Below are 16,140 nucleotides of genomic sequence, written 5' to 3' on the forward strand. Positions count from 1 at the left end.
CCGTCCTTTTTGGACGGGCGGGACGCCCATCCCACAATAACAATTAAAATTGTAAGTTATTTAATTCGCGCTCCTAAGTAGAAAGCCAAACCACTTTTTGGGTGCAGGACTGAATTACTAAATGTTGTTAATTCCATCGCTACTAAAACCGCGATCGCCCGTATTAAATAATCGCAAAAATCCTCGCCCCAATCTAAAATTCCGCATAGCTCAGCAGCCGCACTATTTTTTCATCATCGTTCAATTCGCCGACAATTCGTCGCACGGGTTTCGGCCAGATTTTAATCAAAGTAGGAGTTGCTGAAATCTGATCTGCCTCAGCTTGGTCTGGATGTTTCAAAACATCAATTACTTTTAAAGTGTAGGGACGATCGAGGCATTTCTCTAAGAACTGGTGTAAAGTTTCGAGGGTGCGTTCGGTGCTGGGGTTGCTGCCGGAAACAAACAGACGCAAAACGTACCCTTGAGTTTGTGGCGGTGGGGTGAGTGCTGTTGGTTTGGGAAGCCGAGTCTGCTGCGGTTGCGGAAAGCCCAAGGGAGTTAGGATCGAAGTGCTCCAGTCCGATCGAGCTTCGGGGCTGGCATACTGTACAACTAAGTCGTGATTTTCCCAAAGTTCGGGGAATTGTTCGTGATAAGTAGCGATTGCCATCGGTTCGCACATTTCTTCGCTGCGGGGATGCCACACTAAGTCGCCAGTCCCAAAAATGGCGTTCAGCAGCGTTTGATGTCGCAGCACGGGGGGGTAAGCCTCGGCAGCAAGCCTCACCTGCCGATCGCCTGGATCGAGCCAGGAGTCAACGGTTGCCGTGTAGCAAGGTATCAGAAAATGCGGCGGTTCCGACAAACCGAGAATCTCCTGTAGAGCTACGCACAACTGCAAATGCCACCGAGTTTGCTTGTGGGGATCTATGCAATAGATTAAGTCTCCCCCTGGCGTAAACAGCGCAATGCCTTTGAAAATTTCTGGCCAAATCGGGCGATCGACTTTCAATTCAGTACACCAATAAAAGTTAACAGTTAACAGTTAACTTTTAACTGCTAACTGTTAACACTCGACCTTTAGACTCGACCTCGGAGCATCTGAGCCATTTCGTTCGGGAACGGCGAGTTCTCTACACAAAGTTCTTCAGTAATCCGACCTTCTTGATAAAGACCGTAGAGCGACTTATTCATCGTCGTCATGCCTTCATAAGTATCTTTGATCATGATTTGATTGATTTCCTCATTCTGGCCCTTCAGAATGTATTCCTTAACCACGTCGGTATTGATCATAACGTCGTGGAAAGCAGCCCGCTTTCCGTCTGTGGTTTTGCACAGCAGTTGAGCAATAATCGCCACTAGGGATTCGGAAATTGAAACCCGTATGGCCTCCTGTTCTTCCGCCCCGAACATATCAAGAATCCGGTTCAGGGTCTTAACCGCACTGTTCGTGTGCAGGGTTCCTGCAACTAAGTGACCGGTTTGAGAGGCTTTGAGGGCGATTTCCACGGTCTCTCTGTCCCGAATTTCTCCTACTAGCAGCATATCCGGGTCTTGTCGCAGAGCGCCTTTGAGAGCGCTCATAAACTTGAGGGTGTGCCTGCCGACTTCCCGGTGCTTGATCAAGGATTTTTTGCTTTCGTGTACGAATTCTACCGGGTCTTCGATCGTGATGATATTGTAGGCTTTATTCTTATTGATGTAGTCGATCATCGCGGCCAACGTGGTAGACTTACCCGAACCTGTCGGGCCTGTCACCAAAATCAGCCCTTTGTGGTAGCCACATATTTTCCTAAATACCTCCGGCAGTTTCAATTCCTCCATTGTCAAGATTTTGGCAGGAATTAGCCGCAGTACCATTGCCGGGCCTGCCAAGGAGTCCATGCAACTGATCCGAATGCGGACGAACCCGAAGTCGAAAGCGCCGTCAAAGTCTAGGGTTTTTTGGAAAATTTCAATTTCTTCATCGCTCATGCACTCCCGCAACCAGCCAAAAAACGTATCTAAATCCGTCGGTGGATACCCGATGTCGGCAATCTCGCCCCGCTTGCGGAAGCGGGGAACTTCGTTTACTCCGAGGTGAAGGTCGGATACTCCTTCTTCTTTGGCTCGCATGACTAGCTCTTTCAAACTCGGAGCTCCGCCGCTGCTAGAGCTCGGGCCTTTAGGTGTGGCGAAGGATTGCGGCGCTGGTGCGGGTGGCGCTGCTGGTGCTGGTGCTGGTGCGGGCGGCGGTGCGGGCGGCATTCCTGCTGCTCTGGGGGGCATTCCGGGAGCTGGAGGGCGGGGCATTCCTGGCGGTGGGGGAGCTCCGGGTACGGGCGGGCGAGGAGCGGGCGGATGCTGTTGTGTCATATGCGCTACCTTAAGTTGGTGAGAAGGCTGACTCGAACAGATGATTTGTGGGAGTTGAACAATGCCGATCGCCATTGTGCGCGTCTTGCACAAAAGCTTAACTGTTGTACTCAGTCTATCCTAAGAAGGGGTCATAATGCTGCACTACTAAGGAAATATTCTGCCAATTGGAGGATGCGATCGATCTGGCCCTACGAGCAAATAGGGATTTTCTACTTTGTGGGAGAATTTTTGTTAAGGAAAAGAGTTTTCCGCCGCCACGCAGTATAAATTGATACTTTGCCAAACTATTAAGGAGTTAAACGGATGAATTCTGTCGATCGGGCTTTTACTCCCGCTTTGGAGTTGGCGGAGTCGATCCGCGCCCTCGAAGTGTCGCCTTTAGAAATTGTCAATCTCTACTTGGAACGGATCGATCGATTAAACCCTGAACTGGGCAGTTATTTTACTGTAACGGCCGAGCGGGCGATCGCCCTAGCTAAATCTCAAACCGAGCAACTAGCTGGGTTAAACAAGCCACAGGAATTGCCACCTTTTTTCGGAGTGCCGATCGCCATTAAAGACTTGACACCAGTTACCGGCGTTCCCTGTACTTACGGCACTCAGGCTTTGCTGGGTAACATCTCTGCCTACGACGAGTCAGTAGTATGGCGGATCAAAGCAGCCGGATTTAACATTCTGGGGAAAACAGCAACCTCTCAAATTGGCTCATTACCCTACACCGAACCAGAAGGTTTCCCACCGGCGCGCAATCCCTGGAATTTAGACTATACGCCCGGAGGTTCCAGCGGCGGCTCAGCGGCCGCTGTAGCAGCGGGTTTGTGTGCGATCGCCCAAGGTTCAGACGGCGGCGGTTCGATTCGAGGCCCAGCTTCCTGCTGCGGTTTAGTGGGCATTAAACCGTCGCGGGGGCGAGTTTCCTGGGCACCTGTCGGAGATTACCTCAGCGGCATTTCGGCCAACGGCCCACTGGCGCGCACTGTAGCTGACGCCGCCGCACTTTTGGACGTGATGTCAGGCTACACAACAGGCGATCCGTACTGGCTACCAGATTCAAATCCGACTTTTCTAGAGGCTTCCCGTCAACAGCAGGGCAAACTGCGAATTGCGTTTTCTACGACTATTTCCCCTGTGGGCGAGGCCGCGCCTATCTGTCAGCAAGCGGTACTCGAAACAGTAAAATTATTGACAGATTTGGGTCACGATGTCGAACCTGGATGCCCGGATTTTACGGGCTTAATCGAACCGTTTATCGCAATTTGGCAGTCGGGGGCCGCGGCAAGCGGCATTCCAGGCCCTGCTTTGGAACCGATGAATCGCTGGCTGTTAGAAAGAACTATTTCCGCTGGGGAATATTTGCGGGCGGTGAATCAAATGCAGGTGATTTCACGGCGGATTGTGGGATTCTTTGAAAAATTTGATGTGTTAGTTTTGCCCACTTATATGCACTCGCCAATCCGGGTTGGGGAGTGGGCGGATTTGAGTTTTGAAGAAACTTTGCAGCACATTATTAATTGGGTAGCTCCTTGTCCGCCGTTTAATGCTAGCGGTTTGCCTGCGATCGCACTTCCTGCTATTTTAGATAACAACGGTTTGCCCGTCGGGATTCAAATTATCGGGCGGCCGGCGGCGGAAGCAACTTTAATTGCTTTAGCGGCGCAGATGGAAGCGGCGAAACCTTTCCCGGTTTTAGATTTTAAATAGGGAAGAGCAAGGGATAAAAGCACGTCTCTCTTTTTTAGGAGTATGCCACATCAGGATCTGTGTGCGGGGAACTAGAAATCTGGTTTTTCGCATAAATTTCTATTGACTGTTTGACATTTGAACAATCTGTTTGACATTTGAACAATATTGATGCAACGGCAAACGATAGGATTGAGAAAGGGGACAAATTTCAGGTTTAATTTGGGTAAAAAAATATAAAAAACTTCTTAAGGTACTTGACATTTTTTGGAAAGAGGCTACAATTCTTTCAAAATTATTCCCGATGGCGGGTGTATCTAAAAAAATAGCTTATGTTTAACACAGCAGGACGGTTTCCAGAAAATCCGATTCCGGGAAATGTTGCGGGTGTTTCAGCGGAAATACTAGACTTATTGAGTAAATTCGATCGCTTAAATCGGATCGGCCCAAGCGCCGTCGGCGATACCAATGGTTTATTTAATACCAGCTACGATTTGACTGAAAAACTAGATTGGGTGGCCCCTGCTGCTGGTAGTGCGATCCTCTACGAGGGCTTCGCTAACGACCTTTTTGAGCAATTAACCGACTTCGAGATCCCATCGTCAGGAGGCGACAATCTTAAATTTGATAGTAGTCTCAAATCCCCGACCGCTACCTCCACTCAAGGTGAGATAGACGAACTGACAGGGATGGCTTTACCTGTTGGTGAACTCTCCCTATCCCAAACTTCTTCCCTATTTCCTGATGAAAACTGGGCTTTCAATTTTAAAGATTACACCATCGATCACCAAGGTTTAAACACCCTCAACCTTAAAGTTGGTTACGGGTTAAAACCGGGAATTACCCCGAACGAATATCCCGATTTTGTACCCATTTACCAAAGTATTGATAATTTCCTAGTTAACTACCCGAACGAAACTGATTTTTGGGAAATTGTTAACAAAAATTTGACGGAAAAGGTGCTTAATGAAAATCCGGTACTGACCGATGTTACGATTCAACTGGAAGTTTTGCCAACGGAGAGATTGCCCTACGATCGCGCCAGTACAGTTTTCCGCAGTCAATCGGGCAAAATCACAGAAGATTGGAATTTTTCAGTCAAAGACTACGCAATCAATCACCAAGGATTGAACAAGGTCAATCTCGATATAGATTACCAGTACAAGCCGGAAATCGCTCCCAATGAATATCCCGATTTTGTGCCAATCTACAAGAGCATTGATAACTTTTTAACCACATATCCGAACGAAACAGATTTTTGGGAAGTTGTCAATAAAAACTTGACTCAAAATATCCTCAACGAAAATCCTGCCTTGGCGGCAATTAAGATAGATTTCAACGTTCTGCCAAGCCAAACCTTGCCCTACAACCGCACCAGCAAAGTTACTCGCACTCAACCCAGCAATCCTCAAGGAACTTTCCTAGTTGGCAATAGCCGGGGAAATAATGTACTTCGGTTTGACGGCAATACCGGCAATTTTCTAGGGGAATTTGTTTCACCGGGAAGCGGCGGTTTGTCCAATCCAGATACGATCGTTTTTGGACCCGATGGTAATGGCGATGATAAGTCGGACATTTACGTTAGTAGCGGCGAAAAGCCCGGAAATTCGGGAGAACCGACAGCATCTGCGGTATTGCGGTATGACGGAATTACTGGCGCATTTATTGACAAGTTTGTCGGGGATAATCCGAACACGGCGGCCGATGAAACTGGGGGATTGTTTCGCCCTTACGGTTTAGCTTTTGGCCCTGACGGTAATTTTTATGTCAGCAGTTTTTTGAGTGACCAAATTCTCCGATATAACGGCAAAACAGGACAGTTTATTGATGTATTTGCTTCGGGAAATCAGCAAGCGGGAGGATTGAATGGCCCGAACGGTTTACTGTTTGCTCCTGACGGCAATTTGTACGTGACAACGCAGGGGAGTGTGGCGACCAACGGTCAACCAGATTATAGCGCCGGTTTCCCCAGTCAGGTGCTGCGTTACAACCCGCAAACCCGGCAGTCAAGTATCTTTGCTTCGCCCGATCCTTCGCCTCGGAGTCAGGGATTTGCAAGTCTTTTGGGAATGGCAATCGGGCCCGGTGACGGCGACCTTTATGTCAGCGATTTTGCTAACGATATCAGGCGCTACAATTTAAGAAGTGGGGAATTGGTCAAGGTTTTATCTACCAATTATACTGACACTTCCCCCAGTAGCAATTATGTAGGTAGTTTGGCTTTTTCGCCGATCGGCAATTTGTTTGCAGTTGGCTTTGACAACCGCGCCAATGCTAACGGTGCCGGCGCTGTTTTGCGGTATAATGGCAAGACTGACGAGCCGCTGCCACTATCGGGAAATTCTGGATCGAGTAACAGTTCTATTTTTGTCCCTCCCGACAGCAAGCTACAGCGTCCAATAGGAATTGCTTTCTTTCCGTCCGACGCTCAACTGACGCAGAAATGGAATTTTACATTGGCCAATTACCCCATTAATCATCAAGGGTTAAACAACCTGAATATTGATGTAAATTATAAGTACAAAGACGGGATTCAAAATTATCAGTATCCTGATTTTGTGCCGATTTACAAGAGCATTGACAATCTTTTAGTTAACTACCCGAACGAAACAGATTTTTGGGAAATTGTCAACAAAAATCTGACCGAAAAAGTGCTTGCTGACAATCCGGCACTTTCGTCGGTGACGGTTAATTTGGATGTTTTACCGACGAACCGATTGCCTTACGATCGCAGCAGTACCGTTACTCGCACTCAAGATGGTAAATTAGGCGAAGCATGGGATTTCAAGATTCCTAATTACTCGATCGATCACCAGGGTTTGAATAACCTCAATATTGATGTCAAATATCAGTACAAACCAGGAATTACCCAGGATGAGTATCCCGACTTTGTGCCGATTTACCAAAGCATCGACAGTTTCTTGACTAATTATCCCAATGAAACGGATTTCTGGGAAATTCTTAATAAGAGTTTGACGCAAAAGCTGCTAGCCGAAAATCCGGCTTTGGATGCGTTGCAAATTAATCTGGAGGTTTTGCCGACTAACAGATTGCCTTACGAGCGAGCTAGCATTGTGTCGATCGCTTAGCCTATCATTTAAAATTAGATGGAAAAATCTTGACAAGAAATACATACTTAGCTACCGTAAGGGTACGGTTAAGTACGTTGCGTAGAAACCATGTTTTTTCGCGTCCAAGACTAACCCATTTAAATTGTCTGTTGTGGTGAAAAACCCGGTTTTTTTAAGAAACCGGGTTTCTGAATTAGGAGCGAGTTTGCCAAAGTCCATCTTGGGATATATGTCTGTGTCCCCCTGCATTTGATACCTAAATAGTTGTGGACGCAAATAGGATAAAAAACCAGGTTTCGGCGTTAAAGTCGGGAGCATCTCAGTTTTGCAAAAAGCATTTTTTTTATTATAGTGCGAGCGTCCCCGCTCGCGTATTCTACAAATCGCGAGCGGGGAAGCTCGCACTATAAATGCAAAACTGAGATGCTCCCTTAAAGTCGATCGCTCACAACCTGTTATGTTGATTCTTAACCGGGTTTTTGTGCCTTCAGCAAAAAATATAGTTTTTTTTATCGGAGTTCGTGATTCACCCAATTTCTAGTCATCAAACCCATATTTTCCCAATAAACCGACTTACTCGCGCCCAGTCTTACTTATTAAAAATTACCCGGTCGATTATTGATAATACCTCTTTAGATTGATAGACATTTTGATTATTTCCTTTTAAATATGGTAGCAGTTCGCTGCCAATATTTAGGGTGAAATTCATGTTAACTTCCGGGCCGATTACCGCTCCCGTTCCCGTTTTTCTAGTTCTTTTAGCAATCATGCTACTCGCGCCGCTGTTATTTGAGCGCTTGCGACTACCGGGAATAGTCGGTTTAATTATTGCTGGCGTAATCGTCGGGCCCAACGGTCTCAATTTGCTGCAACGGGACGCTACTATTGTTTTGTTAGGTACTGTAGGATTGCTGTTTTTGATGTTCCTAGCGGGACTGGAAACTAGCCTCGATGACCTCAAACTCAATGCAGACAAAGCTGTCATATTTGGGCTGGCTACTTTTTCGCTACCGATGATATTGGGGACAGCAGCCATGCTGCTGTTGGGATATAGCTGGCTGGCTGCAATTTTAGTCGCTTCTTGTTTCGCTACGCACACGCTTTTAGCACTGCCAATTCTCACAAAATTGGGATTGATGCGAACTCAGACTATTACTACGACTTTGGGCGGGACTTTAATTACGAATGTGTTGGGGCTGTTGGTGCTGGCAATTGTTGTCAAAGCTTTCAAAGGAAATCTCACTCTAGAATTTTGGCTGTTTCTAATTCCATCTCTTGCTATCTACACTTTTGGTACTTTGTGGGGAGTTCCCAAAATCGGTCGCTGGTTCTTTAAGAAATTCGGTCACGACGAAAATGCCGAATTTATATTTGTATTGGCAACCCTATTTCTAGTTTCTTACGCAGCAGAACTAATTGAAATTGAGGCAATTATTGGTGCGTTTTTATCGGGAATTGCCATTACTCAAATTATTCCCAAAATGAGTCCCCTGATGAATCGGATTGAGTTTATTGGCAATACGCTGTTTGTGCCGTTTTTTCTGATTTCGGTGGGGATGTTAATTGACCCGCTAATTTTGGTGAAGCAGCCGCAGTCTTTGTTGGTGGCGGCGGTGATGATTTTAGCAGAGGTGGTAAGCAAGTTTTTGGCAGCTTGGCTACCGGGGAAATTATTTGGTTTTGAGTTTCCGAACATTATGGTAATGTTCGGTCTTTCTGTTGCTCAAGCTGCTTCTACTTTGGCGGCGATTACGGTTGCTTTTGAGATTAAATTGGTCGATCGCGTAACGGTGAACGGCATCATTGCCATGATTTTAGTAACTTGTGTCGCTTCTCCTTGGATTGTATCTCGGTGGGGCCAAGAAATGCAGCAGCCGGGGTCGAGTTTGCCGGCTGCTACTTCGGGAAAGCATTCCTGGGGAGACCGAGTTTTAGTGCCTGTTGCTAATCCGAATACGGAAGATAATTTGCTGCGTTTGGCTTTGATTTTAGCAAAATCATCTCACGGAACTTTGCTGCCGCTGCATATTTTGTCCGATCGCGGGGAAGCAATTTCGCCCGCAGATAAAATGCAGCAAACTCAACTTTTGACGGCTGCGGAAACTGTGGCCCATGCTGCTGCTTGTGCGGTTGAACCGATCGCGAGGATAGATGATGCGATCGATCGCGGAATCCTGCGGAGTGCAACCGAACGCGAGGCTAGTTTAATAGTTTGCGGTTGGAAGGGATTTTCCACAACTCGCGACAATTTTTTTGGCAGCATCATTGATACTGTGATCAGGCGATCGCCCGTACCCGTACTGATTGCTCGATTTCCCGATCCTCTCCAGAATACAGCCAGAGTTATTTTGGCGGTAACTGACAGCGAGTTGACTCGGTTTGGATTTCAGGAAACCGTGGGTATTGCTAAGAGTTTAGCCGAGGAACTTAAGGCGAGTTTGCAAGTGTTGTTGGTGGCGACAAAACGGGAACAAAGCAATCAAAATGCGGCGGAGATGGAAATTCTCTCTGAGATACCAGTAAATCGGGTGCGGGGAAATTTTATCAAGCTAGTTTCGCAGAATTTGTTAGAACACGATTTGCTGATTTTAACAACTATTTCTCACCAGAATTTGTGGGAAAAACCTGGAACTCTCAAAGAACCCGAAGCGATCGCCCGGGTTCACGCAGATATTTCGATGCTTGTTGTTTATTTTCCTGTATCTTGAGGAAGATTTTAACCGCAGATGATGTTATGAATCTGCATTGATCTGCTGTTAAGATTTAATCCTAATCCATCCGATGCAACCGTCCATGAGATAACTAACTCCCGAAGTTTGTACTTTTCGGGCTGCAGGTTAATATCAAATCCGTGGGTACCGACACTATTTATTTCTCTCTTCTCTTCCTGGGCGCCCTCTGCGCCCTCTGCGGTTTAATCATTCAAAAACAACCCGCCTAAAGCCCGGACGATCGTACCCACTTTGGCAAATTAATTTCGATCGCACCCCGATGGAGGCAATTTCTCGGCATCTAGGACAATTTCTCGGTATCTGGGAGAATTTTGAGAATATGGTGATATATCTCCTCTAGTTCAATAAGGTAAAAATGAGTATCAGACCAAATTTCAGATGGTTTTCTTCGGTGGCGAGTGTTTTGGGTTCGATTTCGATTAATCCTTTCAGCGGCACGACATCCCCTGTAAAAGCGGCAGAAACGGTTGTTATCCGCAAAGGTATTTTAGAATCGTCAATATCGGTTGCGGATTTGCGCGAACTCGCAGAAACAGGAAAAGTCCCCGCCAAACTGCAAGCTTATGCCAACCTCCTGTCTGAGGAACAGCGGAGTAAAATTTTTCGGGCGCTGCAAGCGAAAATTCCCCTAAATGTAGTCGGGCTGAGCAACTTGCTAAATACGGGCATCGGCACTGGCATCCTGACGGATTTGACTACTGTCATACCCAGGGGCGACGGTGGGGGTGTGGAAGCGCTGCGAGCCGCTCTGGTGCAGGGAGCAAAGGCGCCGGAAGGCTTATCGATATTGAGTTTCATTGAATCTTATCCGAGTTCGCGGGTGGTGGTGGATCTCGATCGAGCTTTCGCTGTTTTGGGAAATATGAACGTAAGTTTTTGGCAAACTCAGCGCTTTATGGCGGCGATCGCACCTCAGTTAGCAGCGGTTAAACCCGCGTTTAAGCTGCCTTTCGATCCCACCCAACCCGGCCCTAATGTCGTGCAGGTACGGGCGCTAGATTTGAACGATAGCGCCCGCAATCGACCTATTCCGGTTGATGTGTACTGGTCAAGAGCTGCGACAGCCGACAAACCGACGATCGTCTTTTCTCACGGGTTGGGTTCCGTCCGCACGGATTTGCGCTACTTAGCCGAGCATTTGGCGTCTCACGGCTATGTGGTAGCAGCTTTAGAACATCCGGGCAGCAACGAGACGAATACCAATGCTGCGATGGCGGGGAAGTGTCCCTTGCTAGCTCCTCAAGAGTTTTTAGACCGTCCCAAAGACATCAGTTTTGTACTCGACGAACTGACAAAATTGAACCAAACTGATGATAATTTGCAGGGTAAAATCGCGATCGACCGATCGATAATAATTGGCTATTCCTTTGGCGGCGCTACAGCCTTGTCCGTGGCCGGCGCCGAACTGCAATTGAGCGGACTCAAACAAAGGTGTCAGGGGGATTTGATTGGGTTCAGCTTGGGCGAAGGCATTCAGTGCGCGGCGGCCGGATTGCCCGAAGAACGGTATCAATTGCGGGATGGGAGGATTAAAAGGGCGATCGCCATGAATCCGATCGCATCATTACTATTTGGAGAAACGGGCTTAAGTAAAATTAAGATTCCCACATTAATAGTAGCATCTTCGGCAGACAAAACCACTCCCGCCTTAGCCGAACAAATTGCCGGCTTTCCAAAAATTCCCTCTCCTAAATGGCTAGTTGGTTTTGTAGGAGGAACGCACTTAAGCGTCAAAGATCCGAGTACAACTTTAAACCAAGTTCGCAGGCCGAGCACAGTAATTACCGGCGATGAACTTGTCGGCGACCAAGCTGTTAGCATACGCAATTATATTAAAGCTGTAAGTTTGGCTACCGCCGCTCAACTGACTGCTGAAGCTGACAAATATGCAGTCTTTCTAACACCAGAATACGCGCGATTTGCTTCTACATCAGAAATCCCGGTGCGGCTAGTAACAGAAATTTCCCCGGAAATTAATACAGTCGTGCAAACTTTTATTCAAAGGAATAAGTAGTGATTAGTGATTAGTGATTAGTCATATCATGTCCGGTCAATTAACCATGATTCCTGTAGGGGCGGGTTCGCCAAGATATTGAATAGAAACGGGAAAATCTGTAAACCCGACCCGACCTTTAATCGCCGTAAATCGATGGGACATAATATCATTAGTCATTAATCATTAGTCATTAGTCATCAGCTAATAACTAATGATAAAAACTTGTAGTAATATCAAATAAGGTGACATCGAAATTATACTTGAGTGCGATCGTCCCGATCGCTCCTGAGAGCGCGGAGCCACACGGGAAGCTCCTACTACACTGGGAAAATTATGATTCCCATGTCAGCGGAAACGAGATTACGACTAGCAGCCTTTCCTTTTGTATGCGCGGTAGCTTAGCCCCCAGGGGATATTTTTCTTCTTAAGCTGTTTCTGATATTTTTTGTCCGTGCAAGGGCAAAATATAACCAAGCGCTTTCACAAACTCTACTCCCCAACTGCGATGCCTAAAAAAAATCTTATCCCACTATTGATTCTGTTGGCAGCCCTGTTTACCCTTTACGGTGACACTTTAACTTTTCTCCCCAAACCTGTAAGAGATAGTAGCGTGGCCAGTCGAAAGTTCTTCGTCGGGTTGTGGCCGGATTGGTTGAGGCCGAGAGATTTCAACGAGAAAAGGGAACAGGATATTGAGAAACTGCAAAAAAGTCCTAGCCCGAGTCGATAGTTTTGAGCTACCAACGAGAAACCCTGTTTCTTTAACAATACCTAGCCATTTCCTTGTAGGTTGGGTTAAGCGAAGCGAAACCAAACATGACGATTTTAGATTTTGGATTTTAGATTTTAGATTTTTTATCCCATCTCTAATCTGTAATCGATTAAACTTGAGATTTGAGATTTTCCCAGCGGTAAGGTGTGCAATGCACACCCTACAGATAGAGGTTATGCCTCCAGGACTGTTTTAGATTGGTCTTCCCCTCTAAAATCTAAAATCTAAAATCTAAAATTGATTAGGCTTGCTTTTTCAACCAGCTAAACATAGCTCGCAAATCTTTACCAACTTCTTCAATAGGATGTTCTGCTTCCTGACGGCGCATGGAGGTAAAACCTGGCTTGCCGGCTTGGTTTTCCAGAACGAATTCGCGGGCAAATTGACCGGATTGAATTTCGCTGAGAATTTTTCGCATTTCGGCGCGGGTTTGATCCGTGACGATGCGGGGGCCGCGAGTTAAATCGCCGTATTCTGCGGTATTGGAGATGCTGTCGCGCATTTTGGCGAGGCCTCCTTCTACTACTAAGTCAACGATAAGTTTAACTTCGTGCAAACATTCAAAATAAGCTAATTCCGGTTGGTATCCGGCGTTAACTAAAGTTTCAAATCCAGCTTTAATTAAGGCGCTCAAACCGCCGCACAAAACTACTTGTTCGCCAAAAAGATCGGTTTCTGTTTCTTCGCGGAAAGTGGTTTCCAGGATGCCTGCTCTGGTGCCGCCGATACCTTTAGCATAGGCCATTGCCCGATCGCGCGCTTGACCGGAAGCATCTTGATATACTGCAAACAAACTCGGAACACCTTCCCCTTGTTCGTAAGTCCGCCGCACCAAGTGTCCGGGGCCTTTGGGGGCAACCATTACTACGTCTACATTGGCAGGGGGAACAACTTGGCCGAAGTGAATGTTAAAACCGTGAGCAAATGCTAAAACATTTCCTTCAGAAAGGTTGGGTTCGATTTGTTCTTTGTAAATAGTTTTTTGAACTTCATCGGGCAATAAAATCATGATGAAGTCAGCGGCGGCGGCTGCTTTGTCTACGGGGTGCACTGTTAAACCCGCGTCGGTTGCTTTGGCGGCAGATTTGCTACCGGGATACAAACCGACAACGACATTCATGCCACTGTCTTTGAGGTTAAGGGCGTGGGCGTGTCCTTGGGAACCGTAGCCGATGATAGCAATCGTTTTGTTGGCTAAGAGGTCTAGGTTCGCGTCGGTGTCGTAATACATACGGGCCATAGTGCTTGTCTCCTGAGATGCAAATTGGGTGATTGACTGCAAAACTCTCATTTTATCAAAGTAGGGTACTTTTTTTGCAGAACTTTTTCAGATTAAGATTTTGGCGGGGAAAATAAAGGGATCTCGCGATGAATTTAGCAGGGTTTCTCGCAGAGTCTGCGATCGTCAAATATAATTGTCAATAGCGTGCTGTGCTTTTGGCAAAACCTCACATCTAGCACCATTCTCAAGAACAGGCTTTTCGGCCTGTTCCACAAAGAGTGAATTTTGTTTGTTGTGGAACAGGCCGGAAAGCCTGTTCATAAAAAGCTTATTGAGAATGGTGCAACATCTCAGAAAAACGCAACTAACTAACTTTTTTAAGATGAAAATAAAAGCAATACATCATGTGGCGATTATTTGCTCGGATTACGAAGCATCGAAGAAATTTTATGTAGAAGTATTGGGATGTTCCATTATCAAAGAAACTTTCCGAACCGAGAGGAATTCTTACAAACTAGATTTGCGAGTCGGAAACGGCGACACCATCGAGCTTTTCTCATTTCCCCATCCTCCTGAAAGAGTTAACAATCCTGAAGCTTGCGGTTTGAGACATTTAGCTTTTGCAGTTGAGGACATAGAAGCATCAGTTGCTTACTTAAAATTTCAACAAGTAGAAGTAGAAAACATTCGCCTTGACGAGATTACAGAAAAACGGTTTACATTTTTTCGAGATCCCGACAACTTACCGTTAGAAATCTATGAAATTTAAGGAGTATCCCGATTTTGTAAAGTCGCTCTTAAGTCAATAGGTGGGGTGTGCATTGCCCTAAAAACTGCATCATTCATTCCCAATCTAAAATCTAAAATCTAAAATCTAAAATTGTATAATGGACTCTATCATCAGAAACATAATCACGATCGGATTGCCTACTTTAATGCTATTAATAGCGAGAGTAGCGACAGGTAAAACAGGTGACGCAGCCACTTGGTCGGCTTTGAGGAAAGTAGGCGGTTCCTTTGGTATGCTAATCGGTTTAGGTGTGTTGGTATTTGTAGGATTTGTTGCCAATTATTTTAGTTATTTTGTGGTAGATAGCTTGCTGGTGAGATATTATCAAAAGCGGCGAGTGTTGGAACAGCCAGAACAACTGGTAACAGAAATTGATAAATTGCCGATTACCAACGACCTCAAAATTAAGCTGAAATGGACGGTACTGCACAGCAATAACCAAATTATTAGCTTGAAGCACGTAATTTTAAAATGGTTTATTATCGCCGCCAGTGTAAATGCTGTATTGTCAATAACAGGTTACTTGGGAGAATTCAACCTGTTTTTTGAGTTGACTTCTCATTTTAAACTACAATATCTGCTGGTTGGTTTCTCTACTTTTATATTCTTCGCTCTCGTGCGCTCAAAAAAAATATGGTTGCTGGTGAGCGCATTTTGCCTTATCATTAATTTGGCGGAAATTGTTCCTTGGTATTTTCCAGCGCCAGCAGTTGCAGGAGCAAATCCCGGACACAACTTGCGGATTTTGCATTCAAATGTTTTAAGGGCTAATCGGCGATATTCTGAGGTGATATCGCTGGTTCAAGCAGAACAACCTGATATCGCGGTTTTTGTAGAAGTCAACTCAACTTGGGCAAGAGAATTATCGGTTTTAAGCGAGATTTTTCCTTACTCTTCTACCCAGCAAGAATCTGAGAGATTTGGGAGTGCAATATACAGCAAGCTGCCTTTAGAAAATTCTTCGGTTAAAGCCTTTTCAAATCAAAGAAAGAGCTTGTCGGCGGATGTTAAATTTCAAGGTAAAATCATTTCTCTGATTCTTGCTCATCCGACTGTGCCAGTCAAACAGGAGAGTTTTATCGATCGCAATAAACAGCTAGCAGGCATCGGCGAGTATGCAGCCCAAGTCAAAAATCCGCTGATTGTGGTTGGGGATTTGAATACCACAATGTGGTCGCCATTCTACAAAAATATGGTAAAAACCGGAAACCTGCGAAATGCGCGATCGGGCTTTGGCATTTTACCGACTTGGCCGACTTTTATGCCGCTGGCTTATATTCCGATCGATCACTTTCTAGTCAGCAAAGAAATTGGTGTTTTGAAGATTCGTACTGGCCGCAATGTCGGTTCGGATCATTTGCCGTTAATTACAGATTTGGTCATTTGAAGGAAGTTAAAGCAGTGACTGATTAGAAATTGGATCTTTCATTATTTTTAGGAACGGGCAAGATGCCCGTTCCACAATAAAACTGAATTTTTGTGGAACAGGCATCTTGCCTGTTCTTCCCACAATAAAACTGAATTTTTGTGGAACAGG

At 45.8% G+C, this 16,140-nt stretch carries 9 protein-coding genes; 6 read left to right on the forward strand and 3 right to left on the reverse strand.

Annotated elements, in window-relative coordinates; genetic code table 11:
* Window positions 1-193: 193 nt before the first annotated feature.
* Together QUB16_RS27565 and QUB16_RS27570 are read right to left on the reverse strand one after the other, a co-directional pair.
* The gene (locus QUB16_RS27565; RefSeq protein WP_333321100.1) at window positions 194-994 is read right to left on the reverse strand and encodes a circadian clock KaiB family protein; all 801 of its coding nucleotides are present in this window, start codon (window positions 992-994) and stop codon (window positions 194-196) included.
* A 68-nt stretch (window positions 995-1,062) separates the two neighbouring features.
* Window positions 1,063-2,337: a type IV pilus twitching motility protein PilT gene (locus QUB16_RS27570; protein ID WP_333321102.1), complete on the reverse strand. Its 1,275-nt coding sequence runs from the start codon at window positions 2,335-2,337 to the stop codon at window positions 1,063-1,065.
* Between the two features lie 306 nt (window positions 2,338-2,643).
* Between QUB16_RS27570 and QUB16_RS27575 the strand changes: the two genes are divergently transcribed.
* From QUB16_RS27575 to QUB16_RS27590, 4 genes are all read left to right on the forward strand, one after another.
* A complete protein-coding gene (locus tag QUB16_RS27575) occupies window positions 2,644-4,041 on the forward strand; it encodes an amidase (protein WP_333321103.1) in 1,398 nt (465 codons plus the stop codon).
* Window positions 4,042-4,352: 311 nt separating this feature from the next.
* Window positions 4,353-7,109, forward strand: a complete 2,757-nt coding sequence (locus tag QUB16_RS27580) for an NHL repeat-containing protein (RefSeq protein WP_333321105.1) — start codon at window positions 4,353-4,355, stop codon at window positions 7,107-7,109.
* Window positions 7,110-7,798: 689 nt separating this feature from the next.
* On the forward strand, window positions 7,799-9,799 hold the full coding sequence (locus tag QUB16_RS27585; RefSeq protein WP_333321121.1) for a cation:proton antiporter domain-containing protein: 2,001 nt from the start codon (window positions 7,799-7,801) through the stop codon (window positions 9,797-9,799).
* 379 nt (window positions 9,800-10,178) lie between these two features.
* Window positions 10,179-11,837 carry an alpha/beta hydrolase gene (locus QUB16_RS27590; protein ID WP_333321107.1) on the forward strand — a complete coding sequence of 553 codons (1,659 nt, stop codon included), beginning with the start codon at window positions 10,179-10,181 and terminating at the stop codon, window positions 11,835-11,837.
* Between the two features lie 995 nt (window positions 11,838-12,832).
* On the opposite strand, the gene ilvC is transcribed toward QUB16_RS27590, so the two are convergent.
* Entirely contained in the window at window positions 12,833-13,882 is a 1,050-nt protein-coding gene (gene ilvC, locus QUB16_RS27595) for a ketol-acid reductoisomerase (protein ID WP_333321109.1), read from the reverse strand.
* 313 nt (window positions 13,883-14,195) lie between these two features.
* Between ilvC and gloA2 the strand changes: the two genes are divergently transcribed.
* Together gloA2 and QUB16_RS27605 are read left to right on the forward strand one after the other, a co-directional pair.
* Window positions 14,196-14,582 (forward strand): SMU1112c/YaeR family gloxylase I-like metalloprotein, encoded by a 387-nt coding sequence (gloA2, locus tag QUB16_RS27600; protein ID WP_333321110.1) that lies wholly within the window; start codon window positions 14,196-14,198, stop codon window positions 14,580-14,582.
* 118 nt (window positions 14,583-14,700) lie between these two features.
* A complete protein-coding gene (locus tag QUB16_RS27605) occupies window positions 14,701-15,990 on the forward strand; it encodes an endonuclease/exonuclease/phosphatase family protein (protein ID WP_333321112.1) in 1,290 nt (429 codons plus the stop codon).
* Window positions 15,991-16,140: the final 150 nt, after the last annotated feature.

It is taken from the genome of Microcoleus sp. D3_18a_C4 (assembly GCF_036702415.1).
GTDB lineage: Bacteria > Cyanobacteriota > Cyanobacteriia > Cyanobacteriales > Microcoleaceae > Microcoleus.